General features: G+C 70.6%; 17 protein-coding genes. 11 read left to right on the top strand and 6 right to left on the bottom strand.

What is annotated here, in order from left to right; translation table 11 throughout:
• Nucleotides 1-945: an asparaginase gene (locus AXK61_RS20380; RefSeq protein WP_068569168.1), complete on the bottom strand. Its 945-nt coding sequence runs from the start codon at nucleotides 943-945 to the stop codon at nucleotides 1-3.
• Nucleotides 946-1,048: 103 nt separating this feature from the next.
• On the opposite strand from AXK61_RS20380, the gene AXK61_RS20375 reads away from it, so the two are divergent.
• The gene (locus AXK61_RS20375; protein ID WP_156485772.1) at nucleotides 1,049-1,546 is read left to right on the top strand and encodes a WKL family lipoprotein; all 498 of its coding nucleotides are present in this window, start codon (nucleotides 1,049-1,051) and stop codon (nucleotides 1,544-1,546) included.
• A gap of 39 nt (nucleotides 1,547-1,585) precedes the next feature.
• Here the strand turns inward: AXK61_RS20375 and AXK61_RS20370 are convergent, their stop codons facing one another.
• A complete protein-coding gene (locus AXK61_RS20370; RefSeq protein WP_068569166.1) occupies nucleotides 1,586-2,599 on the bottom strand; it encodes a hypothetical protein in 1,014 nt (337 codons plus the stop codon).
• Between AXK61_RS20370 and lspA the strand changes: the two genes are divergently transcribed.
• From lspA to dnaE, 10 genes are all read left to right on the top strand, one after another.
• On the top strand, nucleotides 2,598-3,176 hold the full coding sequence (gene lspA, locus AXK61_RS20365; protein ID WP_068569165.1) for a signal peptidase II: 579 nt from the start codon (nucleotides 2,598-2,600) through the stop codon (nucleotides 3,174-3,176). The genes AXK61_RS20370 and lspA overlap by 2 nt on opposite strands.
• The gene (locus AXK61_RS20360) at nucleotides 3,169-4,095 is read left to right on the top strand and encodes an RluA family pseudouridine synthase (RefSeq protein ID WP_068569164.1); all 927 of its coding nucleotides are present in this window, start codon (nucleotides 3,169-3,171) and stop codon (nucleotides 4,093-4,095) included. Before lspA ends, AXK61_RS20360 begins: the two co-directional genes overlap by 8 nt.
• A complete protein-coding gene (locus tag AXK61_RS20355; RefSeq protein WP_068746862.1) occupies nucleotides 4,092-4,745 on the top strand; it encodes a serine/threonine-protein kinase in 654 nt (217 codons plus the stop codon). The genes AXK61_RS20360 and AXK61_RS20355 overlap by 4 nt, the downstream gene beginning before the upstream one ends.
• Nucleotides 4,746-4,871: 126 nt before the next feature.
• Nucleotides 4,872-5,447, top strand: coding sequence for a hypothetical protein (locus tag AXK61_RS20350; protein WP_156485771.1), 576 nt, complete (start codon nucleotides 4,872-4,874; stop codon nucleotides 5,445-5,447).
• A gap of 82 nt (nucleotides 5,448-5,529) precedes the next feature.
• A complete protein-coding gene (locus tag AXK61_RS20345; RefSeq protein WP_082789475.1) occupies nucleotides 5,530-6,897 on the top strand; it encodes a DUF1731 domain-containing protein in 1,368 nt (455 codons plus the stop codon).
• Between the two features lie 79 nt (nucleotides 6,898-6,976).
• A complete protein-coding gene (locus AXK61_RS25520; protein ID WP_197466885.1) occupies nucleotides 6,977-7,609 on the top strand; it encodes a TetR/AcrR family transcriptional regulator in 633 nt (210 codons plus the stop codon).
• Nucleotides 7,606-9,339 carry an ABC transporter ATP-binding protein gene (locus AXK61_RS20335; protein ID WP_231855618.1) on the top strand — a complete coding sequence of 578 codons (1,734 nt, stop codon included), beginning with the start codon at nucleotides 7,606-7,608 and terminating at the stop codon, nucleotides 9,337-9,339. Before AXK61_RS25520 ends, AXK61_RS20335 begins: the two co-directional genes overlap by 4 nt.
• Nucleotides 9,336-11,165, top strand: a complete 1,830-nt coding sequence (locus AXK61_RS20330) for an ABC transporter ATP-binding protein (RefSeq protein WP_068746860.1) — start codon at nucleotides 9,336-9,338, stop codon at nucleotides 11,163-11,165. The genes AXK61_RS20335 and AXK61_RS20330 overlap by 4 nt, the downstream gene beginning before the upstream one ends.
• A gap of 100 nt (nucleotides 11,166-11,265) precedes the next feature.
• The gene (locus AXK61_RS20325; protein WP_068569160.1) at nucleotides 11,266-12,522 is read left to right on the top strand and encodes a serine/threonine-protein kinase; all 1,257 of its coding nucleotides are present in this window, start codon (nucleotides 11,266-11,268) and stop codon (nucleotides 12,520-12,522) included.
• A gap of 78 nt (nucleotides 12,523-12,600) precedes the next feature.
• Nucleotides 12,601-16,164: a DNA polymerase III subunit alpha gene (gene dnaE, locus AXK61_RS20320; protein WP_068569159.1), complete on the top strand. Its 3,564-nt coding sequence runs from the start codon at nucleotides 12,601-12,603 to the stop codon at nucleotides 16,162-16,164.
• A gap of 6 nt (nucleotides 16,165-16,170) precedes the next feature.
• On the opposite strand, the gene AXK61_RS20315 is transcribed toward dnaE, so the two are convergent.
• The 4 genes from AXK61_RS20315 to AXK61_RS20300 all read right to left on the bottom strand — a co-directional run bounded on the left by AXK61_RS20315 (nucleotide 16,171) and on the right by AXK61_RS20300 (nucleotide 20,188).
• Nucleotides 16,171-17,655 carry a MutS-related protein gene (locus AXK61_RS20315; protein ID WP_068569158.1) on the bottom strand — a complete coding sequence of 495 codons (1,485 nt, stop codon included), beginning with the start codon at nucleotides 17,653-17,655 and terminating at the stop codon, nucleotides 16,171-16,173.
• Nucleotides 17,652-18,287: a MutS-related protein gene (locus AXK61_RS20310; protein ID WP_156485770.1), complete on the bottom strand. Its 636-nt coding sequence runs from the start codon at nucleotides 18,285-18,287 to the stop codon at nucleotides 17,652-17,654. The genes AXK61_RS20315 and AXK61_RS20310 overlap by 4 nt, the downstream gene beginning before the upstream one ends.
• A 60-nt stretch (nucleotides 18,288-18,347) precedes the next feature.
• The gene (locus AXK61_RS20305) at nucleotides 18,348-19,163 is read right to left on the bottom strand and encodes a hypothetical protein (protein WP_156485769.1); all 816 of its coding nucleotides are present in this window, start codon (nucleotides 19,161-19,163) and stop codon (nucleotides 18,348-18,350) included.
• Between the two features lie 143 nt (nucleotides 19,164-19,306).
• Nucleotides 19,307-20,188, bottom strand: coding sequence for a siderophore-interacting protein (locus AXK61_RS20300; RefSeq protein WP_068746857.1), 882 nt, complete (start codon nucleotides 20,186-20,188; stop codon nucleotides 19,307-19,309).
• Nucleotides 20,189-20,199 lie beyond the last annotated feature (11 nt).

Here is a 20,199-nt window from a genome sequence, read left to right as displayed (position 1 = left end):
CTACCGGCCCAGGTACGCCTCGATCCACCGCGGCGCCACGCCGCCCGCGAGCAGGGCGAGCAGCACGATCCGGGCCTGGCCCGGACGCAGCCGCCGGGAGAGGATCGCGCCGGCGGCCACCAGGTCCGCCGCGCCGCCTCCGCCGCCGTACGCCGCGTCGACCGGGCCGGCGACGATCCGCGTCGACACCACCACGACCACGCCGGCGTCGATCGCGCGGCGCACGGCGTCGGCCAGGGCCACCGTCGTGTTGCCGCTGCCGGTGCCGACCAGGACGATCCCCCGGGCGTCGGCGGCGACAGCCGCGTCGACCAGGACACCGTCGGCGCCCGGATAGGAGGCGACGACGTCGACCCGGACGTCCGCGATCGGTGCGTTCCTGGCGAGCAGTCGGTGCGGCGCCGACCCGGCCAGCTCCGCGACGGGCAGGCCTCCGGAGAAGGGCTGGGGCGCCGTCGTCGAGACCTTCGCGAGCCCGCGCACCGTCTGCACCTCCCCGGCGAAGGACAGCAGCACCCCGAGCCCGCGGTAGGCGGGGTCGGCGGCCACGGCGATCGCGCCCGCGAGGTTCGCCGGGCCGTCGGCGTTCGGCGAGTCCGCAGGATGCTGGGCCCCCGTGAACACGACCGGACGCGGGTCGGCGTGCGCGAGGTCGACCAGCAGCGAGGTCTCCTCCATGGTGTCGGTGCCGTGGGTCACGACGACCCCGGCCACGTCGGGCGAGGACAGCGCCTCCCCGACGGCCGCACGGATGGCGTCGAGCTGCTCCAGCGTCAGCGCCGACGAGTCGGCCCGGACCACGTCGCGCACCGTCACCGTGACACCGGCGACCTCCCCGGCCGACCCGAGCAGGTCCGCACCGGAGTCGGCGGCGACCGCGGCGCCGGAATCGTCGTGGCGGCTGGCGATGGTGCCGCCCGTGGCGAGCACGATCACGTCAGGCATGCGTGCAGCATCGCACGCTCCGTGCAGGGCGCGCCGCCGGACCGCGCATCGTTTGGCATAGTGGAGGCGGCGAAGCAGCGGCCGAACGGAGGTGAACTTCTCGATGCGCGGACCGGTCCTCATGGCCCCCGTCGCGGTACTCGTGGGCCTGGCCTGCGGTGCGTGCGGAGGGCAGAACACCGAATCGCGGTCGAGCGCACCGTCGGTCGCGTCGGCCGAGGTGACCGAGGCACCGTCGACCACGCCGGACCGCGCACCGTCGACCCAGCAGCTGGACGAGATGCTCTCCCGCGCGATCGACCCGAAGGTGCCGCTGGAGCAGAAGATCCTGCTGGTCCAGGGCGCCACCGCCGCGGACGGCCCGCTGTTCGACGAGCTCGTCAAGCTGCGCACAGACAACCCCACCGTCAGCTGGCACATCGGCAAGCCGGTGCTGGAGCAGCCGGGCGTCGCGAAGGCCCAGTTCTCCGTGCTCATGGGCGGAACCAACCAGCTCGCCTACGCCACGCTCGTCTTCGACGACGGCCGGTGGAAGCTGCAGAAGTCCTACGCGTGCCAGATGATCACGCAGGTCGGGCGCGACTCGCCCTCCTGCCACTGACCTGCCCGACGCCGGCCCGCCCGACGTCGGGCACGGCGACTACTTCGGGTCGAAGCGGTACACGCTGCCCGTCTTCTGGACGAGCTTCTTCGCGGGATCGTCGCCCGCCAGCGTCCGGCCGCCCTCGAGCTGCACACCGCCCTGACCGAACGCCCGGGCCGGATCGAGCAGGATCGTGCCGTTGCCCTCGGACGTGTAGCTCTCGACGGTCAGTGTGGTGCCGCTGCCGGGCACCCGGAACACCGAGTCGTCGGGGGACTCGTCCACCTTCGCCTTGAGCTCGGGCCGTTCGACGGTGCCGCCCAGCGTCACGGTCATGGTCTGGGTCAGATTGCTGTCGGCGCGGATGGTCCGCGTCGCCGTCCACGTGGCGCCGATCCCCACCGGTTCCGTGGGCAGCGGGACGAGGCGCAGGAAGGTCTGCAGCAGCGCCTGTTCGAACGCGGACTGCGCGTCGGTGGACACCCCGGGCGGCGCCGCGATGACGAACGAACGCACCTCGCCGTTCGGCGCGAGCCGCACCCGCCCGACGGTGCCCGCCTCGACCTCGAGGGCCTTGGTCGTCGCGGGGTCCGTGGACGTCGGGGCTCCGAAGAAGGCGTAGACGTCGAGCGGGTCGGCGCAGGTGGGCTGGACGACCATCGGCAGCGTCACGTCGCGGTTGCCGCCCGAGGGCTGCTCGCCGGACACCTGGGAGACCTGCAGCGAGTTGGTGAACAGCGAGTACCGAGCGACGGCCGTCGGGCGCACCGTCAGCGCGCTCGGCGAGCCCGTGCCGGCCCCGTCGAGCACGACCTTCGCCTGCGGGACGTCGACGGTGACGGCGTTTCCGGGCAGCGCCGGCGGGGTGTTCGTGCACCCGGCCGTCGTGGCCGGCGCGGCGACGGATCCCCGGGCTGCATCGGCGGACGACGACGCCGCGCCGCCCCCGGAATCGCTCCCGCCGCACCCCGCCAACGCGGCGCTCAGCGCCACCGTCGAGGTCAACACCACCGGGACCAGCCGCAACCGTCTGCCATGCACACCGCCACCGTAGTGGATGATGGAGGGCATGGATTCTCCCGCAACCGCACGGCCGAGTTGGTATCGGAACCCGCGCATCCTGTTGGCGGTGGTCGCGGTCGCAGTGCTGCTCATCGATCTCGGTGCCAAGACCTGGGTCGTGCGGAACATGAGCTACGGCGAGAAGATCGAGGTCCTGGGGCCCTTCAGTCTGATCTTCGTCAAGAACCCGGGCGCCGCATTCTCGATGGCCACCGGCTACACGTGGATCCTCACGATCATCGCGGTGTGCGTCGTGGTGTGGATCGTGCGGATGGGCAGCAAGCTCACCTCGATCCCGTGGGCCATCGGCCTCGGCCTGGTCCTGGGCGGTGCCCTCGGCAACCTCAGCGACCGGATCTTCCGCGCGCCCGGAGTCTTCCGCGGCCACGTCATCGACTTCTTCTCCGTCGGCGACTGGTTCCCGGTGTTCAACACCGCCGATTCGGCGATCAGCTGCGCCGCGGTGCTGCTGATCGCGCTGACCCTGTTCGGCAAGGACCCGTACGAGGGCTTCGGCCAGAAGCAGCCCAAGGACGACGTCGCCGCCGAACCGGTCGCGCACGGCGAGGAGGCCCGCGATGCGTGAGTCCCGCACCATGCCCGTTCCCGACGGCCTCGACGGCCTCCGCGTGGACGCGGGCGTCGCCCGCCTGCTGGGCCTGTCGCGCACCGTCGTCACCGATCTGGTGGTCGAGGGCTCCGTCACGCTCGACGGTGCCGTCGTCGGCAAGTCCGACAAGCTCCGCGCCGGCGCGCTGCTCGACGTGACCCTGCCGGAGCCCGCGCGGCCGCTGGAGATCGTGGCCGAGCCGGTCCCCGGCATGAACGTCATCTACTCGGACGAGGACATCGTCGTCGTCGACAAGCCCGTGGGCGTCGCCGCGCACGCGTCCGTCGGGTGGACGGGCCCGACGGTGATCGGTGGCCTTGCCGCCGCCGGCTTCCGGATCTCCACCTCGGGCGCGCCCGAGCGGCAGGGGATCGTGCACCGCCTCGACGTGGGTACGTCCGGCGTGATGGTCGTGGCCGTGTCCGAGCGCGCGTACACGGTGCTCAAGCGGGCGTTCAAGCAGCGCACCGTCGACAAGCGGTACCACGCGCTGGTGCAGGGCCACCCCGACCCGATGTCCGGCACCATCGACGCGCCGATCGGCCGGCACCGCAGCTCGGATTGGAAGTTCGCGGTCACCAAGGACGGCAAGCCGTCGATCACGCACTACGACACGATCGAGGCCTTCCAGGCCGCGACGCTGCTCGACGTGCACCTCGAGACGGGGCGCACGCACCAGATCCGGGTGCACTTCGCGGCGCTGCACCACCCGTGCTGCGGCGACCAGACCTACGGCTCCGATCCCGTGCTCGCGAAGAAGCTGGGGCTCGACCGGCAGTGGCTGCACGCCCGCACCCTGGGCTTCACGCACCCCACCAAGGGGGAGTACGTGGAGTTCACCTCGCCCTACCCGGACGACCTGCAGCACGCTCTGGACGTCCTGCGCGACGCGTGAGGCGTGCTCTCGCGGGCTGGGCCGTGCTCCTCGCCGTGGCACTCGGCCTCGCCTTCTGGCTCGGATCGGCCACCCCGGTCCGCACGGTGCGCCCCGGCGGGGATCGGTTGGGACCGCAGTCCGGTCAGTCCGTCGCCGAGTACCTCGCTTCGGCGCGCGAATCGCTGGCCGCCGCCCCTGCGGGAGAGCGCCGGTGGGCACTGGTCTCGCCGGCCGCACCGTGGTCCGCCGACGACGCGTGGACCCGGCTCGGCTCGCTCGACCGGATCGGCCGGGTCCTCGTGCGCGTGTCGATCCCCGGCGTCGCGACCCCCACGGCGACGGTGCCGCCCGGCCAGAGCGCCGAGGGCGTCGCCGCGGTGCCGGAGCTCGCGGCCCTCGCCATGCCGGGGCTCGCGGCGCCGGGCCCGCGCGGACAGGCCGTCGCCCGGGTCACCGCGGCCCGGCTGCGCGCGGGCGCGCCCGCGATCGTCGGCATCGTGGTCCTCGGCTCGGGTGACGCGCTGCGCGCGGCCGCGGGACGCCCGGGGGTGCGGTCCGTGCAGGTCATGCCGGACGACGGTGCCCGGTTCGGCCTCTCGGCTCTGCTGCCGTCGTACACCGTCGCCGCTACTCCCGGCCCCGACGACCGCCCGGTGCCCCGGTCCTGAGTCACCCTTCCGCGGGGAGTTTTCGCAGACACCCGGGTTGCAACCCACTGTTCGGTGAAGACTCCCCGCGGGAAGGGATTGTGGTCGCCGCGGCGGATCTCCTGAACGAATCATTACTGTGATGACATGAATATCGGTGCACTGACGCGGGGAGGTCGCCGCCTTGCGGTGGTGGTGCTGATCGCAACCGCTACGACGTCCTGCATCGACCTCGGACCGAGTGTCGAACAGCTCGATGCGGGTGAGATGCGGAAGGTGGTCAAGGACTGGACGGGTGCGTCGCTGCCAGACGGGATGACGATCATCGAGGCGCAGCGCTACAGCGCGTTCATGGATCCGTCGATGTACGTGGTGTTCGACGCGCCCGACGCCGGCGTCGGCGACTTCGTCGCGCAACTCGGCGAGCGGCGGCTCCGAACCTTCGTAGCCGACTGCTCCAACCTGTCGGGGCCGGTCGCATTCACGGAGGTCGCCGACGCGATGCAGGTTGAAGGGGCTGCGCCGCCGTCGGGTTCGAGGATCAACGGGTCAGACGGTAGTGGCACCTACATGGCCGTTCAGGCCGTGGAATCCGGCAAGCTCGATCGCTGCCGGAACGTGGTGACCGTGTACGCCAGACCGATGTCGCCGTACGTCAACGTCACGATCCAGACGAAGGGCGGCGGGACGAGTCGGGTGGTCCTGAGTGTCGTGTACACCTGAACCTGCGACCCATCTCACGATGTGAGAGTTCTCTCCGTGATCGTGCAGGGAATCCGCGCTGTGGCGAACTAGCGTCGGAGGCATGGCAACCGTGCATCGCACTGAAGGATTCATCGCCCTGCCGGCGCAGGCGCTGTGGGACGTGCTCGTCGACCTGGAGCGCCTCCCGCGCTGGCAGCCCTTCGTGGTCTCGGCCGTGCTGCGCGACCCGGTCGCGCTCGGCGCCCGCCTCGACTGGATGCCGGACCTGCGTGCCTCCTGGATCCACCGCCGGTTCGCACCGTCCGCGACGGTGACGGAGCTCGTGCCGGGGCGTTCTCTCGCGATCAGCCAGCACGAGCCGGCCGGAACCACGACCCTCCGCTGGACGCTCACCCCCCAGGACGGCGGCACCGTCGTCGAACAGACCGTGACAGCGGACGGCGCCTCCGGGCCGTTCTTCGACCGCCTGGTGGCGCGGAGGTTCGCCGCGGACGCGGACACGAGCCTCGCCCGACTCGCGATGCTCGCGGGACCGCCGCGGACCGAGGATCCGCTCAACGTGGTCATCGCCGGCGGCACGGGCGCGCTCGGGCGGCGGATCGCGGCCGACCTCGTGCGCCGCGGCCACGCCGTCACGATCCTCACCCGCTCGATCCGCGCCGACGTCCCGTACCCGCAGGTCACCTGGGACGGGCGCACCGTCGGGGCCTGGGCCGCGGTGCTCGACGCGCCGAACACCGCCGTCATCAACCTCGCCGGCAAGCTCGTGGACTGCCGCCCGACCGCCACGAACATCGCCGCGCTCACGGCGAGCCGCGTCGACGCTACGCGGGCCCTCGTGGAGGCGGCCCGGGGCCGCGGCGTCCGGCGGTGGGTGCAGGCGAGCACGACCGCGATCTGGAGCGACGCGGGTGAGCGGTGGTGCACCGAGGAGACCCCGCTGCCCGAGCCCGGCCTGCCTCAGATGACCGGCGTCGCGCGTCCGTGGGAGGAGGCGGCCGCCGACGCCGAGACCGAGCACCTGACCGTGCTGCGGACCTCGATCGTGCTGGACATCGACTCGCCCGCGATGGCGAAGATGGTCGGCGTCACCAAGGCCTTCCTCGGCGGCAGCCTCGGCGACGGACGGCAGTGGTTCAGCTGGATCCACCGCGACGACTGGCTCGGAACAGTTCGTGCGGGCCTGGGCATCGAGCCCGGCGTCGACCTGCCCGACGGGGTGGTGGTCGCCGCAGCGCCGCACCCGATCCGCAATGCCGACCTCATGGCCGCGCTGCGCCGCCACCTGCGCCGCCCGCCCGCGCCGCCCACGCCCGCCCCGATGCTCGCGCTCGGTGCGATCGGGATGCGCAGCGACCCGGCCCTCGGCCTGACGGGCCGGCACGCCACCTCGACGGTGCTCCCCGCCGCCGGATTCACCTTCCGGTACCCGGATCTCGACGGTGCGTTGTCCGACCTGCTGGGCTGAATCGGGACGGATCGGACACCGGTTCGCGCTGCGCGAAAACCAGTTGTGAGTGGGCGCTCACTTCTGTAGCCTCAAAGTCGTGCACGCGGCTAACGGCTCTCGGACGCGCGCGCCGCATCTGCCACAGGACGAGCGGCGCGCGGCGCTCATCGATGCGACGCGGGACGCGCTGCTCGAGCACGGCGCCGTCCCCACGACCAAACAGATCGCCTCGGCGGCGGGCGTCGCGGAGGGCACGATCTTCCGCGTCTTCGAGTCGAAAGAGGCGCTCCTGGACGCGGTCGTGCGCGAGTCCTTCGTGATCGGCGACCTGTTCGACCGGATCGAGGCGATCGACCCGGGGCTTCCGCTGCGCGAGCGGCTGTACCTGTTCGTCGAGGTCCTGCAGACCCGGTTCCAGCAGATGTTCGGACTGATGGCCGCGCTCGGCATGGTCTCGCCGCCCCACGTGCAGGACGAGGGCTCGCGGCGCCGTGCGCAGGAGGAGGGTCCCGCGCTGGTCGAGCGTCTGGCCGGGGTGATCGGCGACGACGCCGACCAGCTCAGCGTCCCGCCGAACGAGGCGATCCATCTGCTGCGACTGCTCACCTTCTCCGGCAGCCACCCCCACATCAGCCACGGGTCCGTGCTCGCGCCCCGCAGCATCGTCGACGTCCTGCTCGACGGAATCTCAGCCACCCCAGCCCCCGCCGCCGGAAGGACCACTCCGTGACCCTGATCCGCCTCATCGCCGCACACCTGCGGCCCTATCGTCCCTGGCTCCTCGCGGTGGCCGTGTTCCAACTCGTCAGCGTCATCGCGAACCTGGTGCTGCCCAGCATCAACGCCAAGATCATCGACCTCGGCGTCACACCCGGCGACACCGGCTACATCTGGCGCATGGGCGCGATCATGCTGGGGATCACGCTGATCCAGATGGTCGCGGCGGGCGGTGCCACCTACTTCGCCGCCCGCAGCTCCATGGCCTTCGGCCGGGACACCCGCCGCTCCCTGTTCGGCGCGGTCAGCCGGTTCTCGGGGCGCGAGGTGTCGAAATTCGGTGCGGCGTCGCTGATCACGCGCACCACCAACGACGTCCAGCAGGTGCAGCTGCTGGTCCTGATGTCGCTGTCGATGATGATCCAGGCACCCTTCATGGCGGTCGGCGGCGTCTTCATGGCCATCCGCGAGGAGGCCGGCCTGGCCTGGCTGATGGTCGTGGCCGTGCCGGTGCTCGGCGCCGTTCTGGGCGTGGTGATCGCGAAGATGATCCCCGGCTTCCGGATCGTTCAGACCCGGCTCGATGCCGTGAACCGTGTTCTCCGGGAACAGCTCACGGGTGTCCGGGTGATCCGGGCCTTCGTCCGCGAGCCCGTCGAGCGCGACCGGTTCGACGATGCCAACACCGAGCTCACGGACGCGTCGGTGCGGGTGATGCGGCTGATGGCGATCATGTTCCCGTGGGTCATGCTGGTGCTCAACCTCTCCACGGTCGCGGTCTGGTGGTTCGGCGCGCATCTCATCGCCGACGGTTCCGCGCAGATCGGCTCCGTCACCGCCTACATGCAGTACATGATGCAGATCCTCATGTCGGTGATGATGGCCACGTTCATGGTGATGATGGTGCCGCGCGCCTCGGTCGCCGCGGACCGCATCACCGACGTGCTGTCCACGCCGCCCACCGTCGCACCGCCGGAGCACCCGAATCCGCTCCGGACGATCACGGGCACCGTCGAACTGGACCGGGTGACGATGTGCTACCCGGGCGCGGCGCAGCCCGTGCTCCGCGATGTGGATCTGACCGCGCGGCCGGGGGAGACGGTGGCGATCATCGGCTCGACGGGCTCGGGCAAGACCACCCTGATCAACCTGCTGGCGCGGCTGTTCGACGCCACCGGCGGCGCGGTCCGCTACGACGGCGTGGACGTCCGCGAACTGCGGTCGGATGCACTGTGGGGCCACGTCGGCCTCGTCCCGCAGCGCGCGTACCTGTTCAGCGGCACCGTCGCCTCGAACCTGCGGTTCGGCAACCCCGACGCGACCGACGACGACCTCGCGGAGGCGTTGCGGATCGCGCAGGCCACCGAGTTCGTCGAGGAGCTCGGCGGTCTCGACGCACCGATCGCGCAGGGCGGCACCAATGTCTCGGGCGGGCAGCGACAGCGGCTCGCGATCGCACGCGCGCTCGTCGCGAAACCGGCGATCTACCTGTTCGACGACAGCTTCTCGGCGCTCGACCTCACGACCGACGCGAAGCTGCGCGCGGCGTTGCGGCCCTACACCCGCGACGCGACCGTCTTCATCGTGGCGCAACGCATCTCGACCATCGCGGGCGCGGATCAGATCATCGTTCTCGAGGACGGCGCGGTCGTCGGCCACGGCACCCACGCCGAGCTCCTCGAGACCTGCCCGACCTATCAGGAGATAGCCGGCAGCCAGGCGACGGCAGGGAGTGCGGCATGACGCGACCGGGAGGGCGGACGGCGGCCGCCGCGATGGCGGGGGCGCCCAATCAGAAGGCCATGACCTTCTGGCCGTCGCTCAAGCGGCTGCTCGGTCGGATGCGTGAACAGCGCGCCGCGATGACGGCGGCGATCGTGCTATCGGTCGGCTCGGTCACCGCCGCGGTGCTCGCGCCCAAGGTGGTGGGCACGGCCGTCGACGCGATCTACGACGGCTTCCGCTCGCAGCTGCGGCACGGTCCGGGCATCGACTTCCACCGCGTGGGAACGATCCTGGCCTGGGTGATCGTGCTGTTCGTGGCGAGCGCGGCCCTGCAGTACGTCCAGGGCTACCTCCTCAACGGGGCCGTGCAGCGGGTCATGTACTCGCTGCGCCGCGAGGTGGAGGAGAAGCTGAACCGGCTGCCGCTCAGCTACTTCGACAAGCAACCCCGCGGTGAGCTGCTCTCGCGGGTGACCAACGACATCGACAACCTCGGCCAGTCGTTGACCCAGGCCCTCAGCCAACTGATCGTCTCCGCGTTCACGGTGATCGGCGTGCTCGTCATGATGCTCGTCGTCTCGCCGCTGCTGACGGCCGTCGCGGTCGTCGTGATCCCGCTGATCGTCGTCTTCGCGGGCCAGATCATGAAGCGCAGCCAGAAGCACTTCGTGGCGCAGTGGAAGTCCACGGGCTCGCTCAACGCCCAGGTGGAGGAGGCCTTCACCGGACACGACCTGGTCACCGTCTACGGCCGCGGGGGCGCGCTGGAGGAGCGCTTCGCCGCCGAGAACGACGCCCTGATGCACGCGAGCTACCGGGCGCAGTTCCTCTCCGGCCTCGTGATGCCGATCAGCATGTTCGTCGGCAACCTGCAGTACGTGGCCGTGTGCGTGGTCGGCGGTCTGCGGGTCGCGGGCGGTGGGATGAGCCTCGGCGATGTCATCGCGTTCATCCAGTACTCCCGGCAGTTCACCCAGCCGGTCACGCAGATGGCGTCGATGGTCAACATGCTCCAGTCCGGCGTCGCCTCCGCCGAGCGGGTCTTCTCGATCCTCGACGCGGAGGAGCAGGTCGCCGACCGGCCGGGCACGCTGCCGGAGCCCACGCGCGGCCGCGTCGCCTTCGAGGACGTCTCCTTCGGCTACAAGCCCGGCGAGCCGCTCATCGAGGGGATGAATCTCGTCGCCGAGCCCGGGCGGACCGTCGCGATCGTCGGGCACACGGGCGCCGGCAAGACGACCCTGGTCAACCTGATCATGCGGTTCTACGAGCTCAGCGGTGGGCGGATCACGATCGACGGCGTCGACATCGCCGAGGTCGAACGGGCCGACCTGCGGCGCAGGATGGGCATGGTGCTGCAGGACACCTGGCTGTTCGAGGGCACGATCATGGACAACATCCGGTACGGCCGTCTCGATGCGACCGACGAGGAGGTGTACGCGGCCGCGCGGGCCACGTTCGTCGACCGGTTCGCCCACTCCCTGCCGGACGGGTATCGGACGGTGCTCGACGACGAGTCGGGCAGCGTCTCGGCGGGCGAGCGACAGCTGATCACCATCGCCCGCGCCTTCCTCGCGGAGCCGGCGATCCTGATCCTCGACGAGGCGACCAGCTCCGTCGACACCCGCACCGAGGTGCTGCTGCAGCAGGCCATGCACGCCCTCCGGGCGGACCGGACCAGCTTCGTCATCGCGCACCGGCTCTCGACCATTCGCGACGCGGACGTCATCGTCGTGATGGATCACGGGCGCATCGTCGAGCAGGGCTCGCACGAGGAGCTCCTCGCCGCCGGCGGGCACTACGCCGATCTGTACCGGGCGCAGTTCGAGGGCGTCGAGATCTGACGCGCCGGTCCGCGAACAGGTCGTTGCCAAGGTTGTTGCAAGTGCGCGCGTTAGGCTGGTGACCGAGAAGAACGGACGATGAGGGACAGAAGCGGCGGACATGAGCGATGAACTCGCACCCGGGACGGTGATCGGCGGCTACCGGATCGAGCGGCGCCTCGGCTCCGGTGGCATGGGGTCCGTCTACCTGGCCAAGCATCCCGAGCTGCCGCGCTACGACGCGCTCAAGGTCCTGGGCGCGGGCTACTCGGGCGACGATGCCTTCCGCAAGCGCTTCCTCCGGGAGGCCGAGCTCGCGGCGCGGCTCGATCACCCCAACGTGGTCACCATCTACAACCGCGGCACCGAGGGCTCGCGCCTGTGGATCGCGATGCAGTACGTCGAGGGCGACGACTGCTCCGTGCTGCTCAAGCGCACCCCGACGGGCCTGCCGCCCGCGGTCGCGGTGGAGATCGTCGGCCAGATAGGGCGCGGGCTGGACCGGGCGCACCGCGCCGGGCTCCTGCACCGCGACATCAAGCCGGCCAACATCCTGGTCACCGCCGCGGACGACGACGGCGACGACGGGGACGAACGCCGCGCACTGCTCACCGACTTCGGCGTGGCCAAGGGCGGCGAGGACACCTCGCAGCTGACCGCGGTCGGCACGGTCCTCGCGACGCTGGCCTACGCCTCGCCCGAGCAGCTGTGCGGCGAGGAGCTGGATCCGCGGTCGGATCAGTACTCGCTGGCCGCCACCTTCTTCCACCTGGTCACGGGCAAGGTCCCGTACACCGGTGCCAGCACCGACGCGGTGATCGACGCGCACTTCAACGCCCCACCCCCGCGGATCTCGCAGATCCGCGACGGGGTGCCGCCCGCGGTCGACGCCGTGGTCGCCCGCGGCCTCGCGAAGACTCCCGCCGAGCGGTTCGCGACGTGCAAGGAGTTCGCGAACGCGCTGAAGTCCGCGATGGCGGCCCCGATCGCGCGTCCCGCGCCGCGGCAGGTCCCCCGGCCCGCGCCCGGATACGTCCCGGGCCCCGGTCACCCGTCGGGCCCGCAGCAGCCCGCGACCGCGGGGCGCCAGTCCCTGCCGGTGCAGCGCACCGTCGCCCCCGGGATCCGGGGGCAGGCGAACCGGCCGAGCTACCCGATGGCGCGGCCGCAGCAGTCCGCGCCGCCGCAGCCGTTGTACGGCGCGGGCGCGCCCTCCGGGGCCGTGCCCCGCCCGTCGGCGCCCCGCCCGCCCGTCGGACGCGAACAGCCCGCGAAGGCCCCGGCGCAGGGTGTGATGTCGCCCGGCGTACTGGTGCTCGTGGGAGTGGCGGTAGTGGCGTTGCTGGTGTTGATCCTGGTCATCGTCCTCGCCTCGTGATCCGTCCGGACCTGTCGGAGGGACGGCCTACACTGCGTAATGACAGCGATGAGATTCTCCACCGGAGGTGAGTAGCCCATGACGTCCGCCGCCGGCTCGTTCGTCCATCTGCACAACCACACCGAGTACTCGATGCTCGACGGCGCGGCCAAGGTCGACCCGCTGTTCGCGGAGGCCCAGCGGCTGGGCATGACGGCGGTCGGCATGTCCGACCACGGGAACATGTTCGGTGCGTCGGACTTCTACAACACGGCGCGCAAGTACGACATCAAGCCGATCATCGGCATCGAGGCGTACATCGCGCCGGAGTCGCGGTTCAACACCAAGCGCGTCAAGTGGGGCGATCCGTCGCAGAAGGGCGACGACGTCTCGGGCTCGGGCGCGTACACCCACATGACGATGGTCGCGGAGAACGCCACCGGCCTGCGCAACCTGTTCAAGCTGAGCTCGCTCGCGTCGATCGAGGGCCAGCTGGGCAAGTGGTCCCGGATGGACGCGGAGATCATCGCCGAGCACGCGTCGGGCATCATCGCCACGACGGGCTGCCCGTCGGGCGAGGTGCAGACCCGCCTGCGGCTCGGGCACGAGCGGGAGGCGTTGGAGGCCGCCGCGAAGTGGCAGGAGATCTTCGGCAAGGAGAACTTCTACCTCGAGCTCATGGACCACGGCATCGACATCGAGCGCCGGGTCCGCGAGGGGCTGCTGAACATCGGCCGGCAGCTGGGCATCAAGCCCCTGGCCACCAACGACTGCCATTACGTCACGAAGGACAAGGCCGACTCGCACGGCGCGTTGCTGTGCATCCAGACCGGCAAGACCCTGTCCGACCCCACCCGGTTCCAGTTCGACGGTGACGGCTACTACCTCAAGTCCGCCGAGGAGATGCGCGAGTTGTGGGACTCGCAGGTCCCGGGCGCCTGCGACTCGACGGTGGAGATCGGGGAGCGGGTCCAGTCCTACGAGGAGGTGTGGGAGCACAAGGACCGCATGCCGCGGTTCCCGGTGCCCGAGAACCACACGCAGGAGTCCTTCCTCGAGTCGGAGGTCATGGACGGGCTGAACCGTCGATTTCCCGACGGTCCGCCGGCGGACTACGTCGAGCGCGCGAAGTACGAGCTGTCGGTCATCAACGAGATGGGCTTTCCGGCGTACTTCCTCGTCGTCGGCGACCTGATCGCGCATGCGCACGAGGTCGGCATCCGCGTCGGCCCGGGACGTGGTTCGGCCGCCGGCTCGCTGGTGGCGTGGGCGCTGGGCATCACGAACATCGACCCGATCCCGCACGGCCTGCTGTTCGAACGGTTCCTCAACCCCGAGCGCGTGTCGATGCCCGATATCGACATCGACTTCGATGATCGTCGCCGCGGCGAGATGATCACCTACGCCTCGGAGAAGTGGGGCTCGGACAAGGTGGCGCAGGTCATCACGTTCGGCACCATCAAGACCAAGGCCGCCATCAAGGACTCGGCCCGCGTCATCTACGGCCAGCCCGGCTACTCGATCGCCGACCGCATCACCAAGGCGCTGCCGCCGCCCATCATGGCCAAGGACATCTCGGTCAAGGGCATCACCGATCCCGGTCACGAGCGGTACAAGGAGGCCGTCGAGGTCCGCCAATTGATCGAGACGGATCCGGACGTCAAGAAGATCTACGACATGGCGCTCGGCCTCGAGGGCCTGATCCGCAACGCCGGCGTGCACGCCTGCGCGGTGATCATGTCCTGCGATCCGCTCACCGACGCGATCCCCGTGTGGAAGCGCGCGCAGGACGGCGCGATCATCACCGGCTGGGACTACCCGTCCTGCGAGGCCATCGGCCTGCTGAAGATGGACTTCCTGGGCCTGCGCAACCTCACCGTGATCGGTGACGCGCTGGGCAACATCAAGCACAACCGCGGCATCGACCTCGACATGGACGAGCTGCCACTCGACGACGAGACCACCTATGAGCTGCTGCAGAAGGGCAACACGCTCGGCGTCTTCCAGCTCGACGGCGGGCCCATGCGGGATCTGCTGCGCCGCATGCAGCCCACCAAGTTCGAGGACATCGTCGCCGTGGGCGCCCTGTACCGCCCCGGCCCGATGGGCATGAACGCGCACAACGACTACGCGGATCGCAAGAACGGCCGGCAGCAGGTCAAGCCGATCCACCCGGAGCTCGAGGAGCCGCTCAAGGAGATCCTGGCGGACACGTTCGGCCTGATCGTGTACCAGGAGCAGATCATGCACATCGCGCAGAAGGTCGCCGGGTACAGCCTCGGCCAGGCCGACATCCTGCGCCGCGCGATGGGTAAGAAGAAGAAAGAGGTCCTCGACGAGGCCTACGGCGGGTTCCAGCAGGGCATGCTCGACAACGGCTTCTCGCAGGCCGCGATCACCGCCCTCTGGGAGACGGTCCTGCCCTTCGCCGGCTACGCGTTCAACAAGTCGCACGCCGCCGCGTACGGCCTGGTCTCGTACTGGACCGCCTACCTCAAAGCGAACTACCAGGCCGAGTACATGGCCGCCCTGCTCACCTCCGTCGGTGACGACAAGGACAAGGCCGCCATCTACCTCGGCGACTGCCGCCGCCTGGGGATCACCGTGCTCCCGCCGGACGTCAACGAGTCCTTCCACGCGTTCACCTCGGTCGGTGAGGACATCCGCTTCGGCATGGGCTCTGTCCGCAACGTGGGTGAGGGCGTGGTCGCCTCGATCGTCCGGACGCGGGAGGAGAAGGGTGCCTACACCTCCTTCTCCGACTACCTCGCCAAGATCGAGGTCGCGGCGTGCTCCAAGAAGGTCACCGAATCCCTCATCAAGGCGGGCGGTTTCGACTCGCTGGACCATCCCCGCAAGGGCCTGCTCCTGGTGCACGCCGACGCGATCGAGTCGGTGCTCTCCACGAAGAAGGCCGAGGCCGTTGGCCAGTTCGACCTGTTCGGGTCGATGGGGGAGGACGACGGTGCCGCCGGCCCCATCGACGACGTCTTCACCATCAAGGTTCCCGACGAGGAGTGGGAGGGCAAGCACAAGCTCGCCCTCGAACGCGAGATGCTGGGCCTGTACGTGTCCGCGCACCCGCTCGACGGTGTCGAGCACGTGATCGGCGCGCAGACCGACACCGCGATCCCCGCGATCGTCGAGGGTGACGTCAAGGACGGGACCCAGGTCACCGTCGGCGGGATCCTGCAGTCCGTGAACCGGCGCGTGAACAAGAACGGCGCCCCGTTCGCGTCCGCCCAGATCGAGGATCTCTCCGGCGGTATCGAGGTGTTCTTCTTCCCGCAGGCGTACGCGGCCTACGGCGCGGAGGTCGTCGAGGACGCGGTGGTGCTGATCAAGGCCCGCGTGAACTTCCGCGACGACAAGGTCACGCTCATCGCGAACGACATCGCGCCGATCGACCTGTCCCAGATCGGTGTCGCCAAGCCGCTCTCGCTGACGATGCAGACCAGGGTGTGCACGCAGGACAAGGTCTCCGCGCTCAAGCAGGTCCTGCAGCGTCACCCCGGCGTCTCGGACGTGCACGTCAAGCTCGTCAGCGGTGACGGCGAGGGGCAGAGCACCACGCTCAGGCTGGCCGACACGCTGCGCGTGAACCCGTCGTCGTCGCTCATGGGTGACCTGAAGGCGCTGCTGGGCCCCCACTGCCTCACCTGACGCGCGTCACACCTCGGCTCCGGCGCCGAAGATCCGGTGGAACAGGTCCTCCCCGTGGCTGGTCGCCATGGGCGGGCCCGGCAGCACCCGGAAGGTACGGTCGCCGGAGGCGAGCCGCTCGGCGCGCAGGAACGCGTGCCGCGGGTCGTCGGCGTCCGCGAGCCCCCGCGACAGCTCGTACATGTGCGTCACGTAGACGACGGTGACCCCGCAGTCGCGCAGTGCCTCGACGATCTGCCGCGCGAGGGCCGCTCCCTCACGCTCGTTCGTCGAGGCGAGCGACTCGTTGCACAGCAGGAGCGCCCCGGGGCGGATGACATCGGCGATGGCACTCATCCGGGACAGTTCCTCCTCCAGCCGACCGGCGGTGTCGCCACCGCCGTGCTCCTCGCCGCCGAAATGGGTCAGAACCTGCGGGTGGACGGGGCCACGGTACTCGCGCGCGCAGACCGGCATGCCGCAGCGGAGCATGAGCTGCGCCGTGCCGATGCCGCGCAGGAGCGTGGTCTTCCCGCCGTGATTGGCGCCGGTGATCACGGTGACGGACGCGCCCTCGGTGTCGATGTCGTTGCCCACGACCGGGTCTTGCTGCTGCAGGGCCAGCACCGGGTGGTAGAGACCGCGGCACACCGGACCGCGCGGCTCCGGTTCGGGAATACACCACGGCACCCCACGGTCGTCGAACGCGGCGAGGAGATTCATCACCGCCCGGTAGAAGCCGAGTTCGTCGGCGATGGTCCGGAAGTAGGCGGCGACGTGCTCCGCCGCCTGTGCCACGGCGTCCGCCGCGGTTCGGATGCCACGGCCCGTGAGCACGGTCAGGGACTCGGCAGCGCCGGGGTCGTCGAGATCTAGATCGATCCACCCGTCCCTTGCCCGCAGCAGGCGGCGGCCGGCGCGGTCCGGACGGCGCAGGACGTGGTGCGTGCCGTGCGCGCCGGGTCCCAACCGCACGCTGATCAACTCGCCCTTCGCGAACCGCAGCTCCCTCAGGTGCGCCCGCACCGACGCCAGGTACTCGTCGCCGAGTTCGGTCGCGATGCAGGTGAAGAACTCGTCGAAGCCCGCCGAGGAGAACCTGCCGCGATGGTGGTCGGCCGCCGCCCGCAGCTCGGTGAAGGCGTCGAGGAACATCTCCAGCACGTCCAGTGACCGGTACAGCACCTTGTCCGGGGTCGCGCGCGTGAACAGCCCGAAGTAGTTGTGCTGCTCCCGCTCCACCGCGTTCGTTGCGATCCGGCGCAGGTCGTCGACCGCGTCGGGGGCCGCCAGGCAGTCCCGCAACACAGCGTGCCGGTGCCGAATGTCCTCGTCGGACGCGACATCGGCGAGCAGCATCGCCTCCGCGACGCGGTACAGCCCGTCGTCGCCGTCGGCCAGGACGGGCAACAGGCGGTCGAGGCCGAGGTTCCGGCGCAGCTCCTCGGACCGAGCGGGCAGGGGCGGATGCGCGTGGAGGTCGCGGTCGCGGTAGAGCAGGCGGGTCCTCATGATGTGATCCTTCGGCGCAGAGTGTCCTCGTCGAGACCGTGCCGACGAGCCATGGCCTCCGCGTGCGCGAGCCCCTGCGGCCGGCCGCGGCGCACCCGGAAGGTGCGTGTCGACGGATCGGCGGGGATGTCCGCCGTCATGCTCACGACGCCGGCACCGAGCTCGGCGATCTCGTCGACGAAGGTGACGTAGACGCTCCGCGCGCCGGTCTCGACCAGACCGCGGACGACGGCGGATCCGAGACGGATCCCGTCTGCGAGGGAGGTCGAGGAGAAGGTCTCGTTCATCACGACGACGCTGCGGCGGGTCGCCGCGGCGAGGATCTCGCGCATCCCACTGATGTCCGCCTCGAGCCGGCCGCGCCCGTCGTCGGCGGATTCGGGTCGCTCGAACTGGGTGAACATCGCGTCGAAGAGGCCGATCTCGGCGGCCGTGCCGGGTATGGGCAGGCCGAGTGCCGTCAGGTGGTGGATTTGACCGAAAGCCCGGGCCAGCGCCGTCTTGCCGCCGTGGTTGGGGCCCGTGACCACCGCCACGTGCTCGTCCGCGCGCAGCAGGAGGTCGTTGCCGACGACGGGTGCCCCGCGGCGCTGCAGGTCGATCGCCATCGCGAGGTCGAAGGTGTCTCGCACGTCGAGCACTGGATCGTCGACGATCGTGGGGAGCGTGAACGGCAGTCCCGCGGCTTCCAGCTATCCGACGAAGTCCAGATAACCCAGGTACCAACGGATCTCGAGGTCGGCCCGGATCACGGTCGGGTCGCCGTATTCGTCGTGGCGCGCCCGGAAGCGCGCGAGCGCTTCGAAGGCATCCGGGTACAGAGCGGTCACGGCGCCGAGGACGGCGGCCTCGGCACCGTCGAGGCCGGGGCGCACGGGGACGTCCTCGGCGCGGCGGGTGGAGCCGTCGACCCGGAACCGGGCGAACACGGCCGCGACCTCGGTGCCGTAGTCCGGTTCCCCGTGGTAGCGCCCCACTCGGACGTCGGACTTCTTGATCCGGACGGTGTACTCGACCCCGTCCATCTGCGCTGCGGCATCTTCCGCGTCGTCCGATAGCGCCCGGTGACCGGGCGATTTGGCGAGCGCGTCGAGGTGGCCGCGCAGGTCGCGCACTGCAGCGGGCGCGTCCACGACGGCGGCGAGCGTGCTCCGGAGTCCGGCGACGGCGGTCAGGTAGAGGCGCGCTCCGTCGAGGAACCAGGCATCGCGCTCGGGGCGGAGCCGCAGCCGCTCGGCGTTCGACCGAGCCGCGCGCATCGTGGCCATCCCCGCGCAGAACCGGCGCACGCCGGCACCGAGATCGGCGTCCCGGCGCAGAGCTCTGCACAGGTCCTGCCTGTATCGCGCGGCCGCGGACGTCGGCGCCGGGGCGCGGAACAGGGGCGCGATGGCGGGGTCCTGCGCCGCGACCTCCCGGACGATGCGGTCCAGCCCCAGGTCGGCGAAGTGATCGGGGGCGCGGTCGGGTGCCGCGGCGGACGCGCCCAAGAGGGAAGGAGTACTCACGACGCACCTCCGCTCTCGCCCGTGTCGTCACGGCCGGACCGGCGGGTGGTGTCGGCGGCGCCCCTGTGGACCGCCGGTTCTTCGACGGTACGTCCGCAGTGCCGGACCCGGCAAGGCCTGCGTCGGACGATCGCGTCCCGCCGTCAGAGGCCCGCGCGCTCCATCTCCTGGTCCCACGCCTCGACGAGGTCCTGACCGGTGAGGCCGGTCGCCTCGAGGGCGGCGCGCCGCCGACGCATCGCGGGCTTGGCGGGTTCGTACCGCTGCAACCACGCCTCCTTCTCCGCGCGCCAGTACCCGATCACGCTCATCGCGGAGTTGGGCAGGCCGCGGTCGTGCCGCAGGTGTTTGCGGATCGCACGGGTCGCCGACGTCTCCGCGGCCGCCCAGACGTACGCGCCGCCGCCCGGCATCGTGAGATCTCGCACCGCGTCGGGCAGGCCCGACGGTGCCCGACCCATCCCGCTGCCCGTCAGCCACGTGGTCGTGAGGTCCGCCGCCGACGGGAGTTCCTGGACGTCGTCCTCCGACGCGACCTCGATGACCGCGTGTGCCCGGACGTGCACGGGGAGCTCCTCGACGATGCGCCCGATCGCGGGAAGCGCGGTCGCGTCACCGATCAGGAAAACGGAGGCGGCGTCGGGCGGGCGCCGGTACCAGCCCCCGGCTTCGGACAGTCCGACGATGTCGCCCGGCTCGGCCCGCGTCGCCCAGTCGGACGCGAAGCCGCCCTCGTGCACGACGAAGTCCACATCGAGCGTCCCGTTGCCGACCCGGCGGACCGTGTAGCTGCGCTGTTCGGGTTCGGCGCAGCCGTCGAAGTGCCAGGCGCCACCGGCGATCCGCGGGCGAGGGGGAGTCCGCTGTCCCGGGCAGGGAAAGGCGATGGTGAGGCGTTCGTCGGGGTCGCCGCTACTGATCCATCGGTCGAGCTCGGAGCCGCCGAAGCGCACGCGCATCATGTTGGGCGTCACGCGTCCGGCCGCAACGACCTCCGCCTGGTAGTACCCCTCGAATCGGGCCATCGGGACGCGTC

It is taken from the genome of Tsukamurella pseudospumae (assembly GCF_001575205.1).
Lineage (GTDB): Bacteria > Actinomycetota > Actinomycetes > Mycobacteriales > Mycobacteriaceae > Tsukamurella > Tsukamurella pseudospumae.
This window is presented reverse-complemented; position numbering and strand designations above follow the sequence as displayed.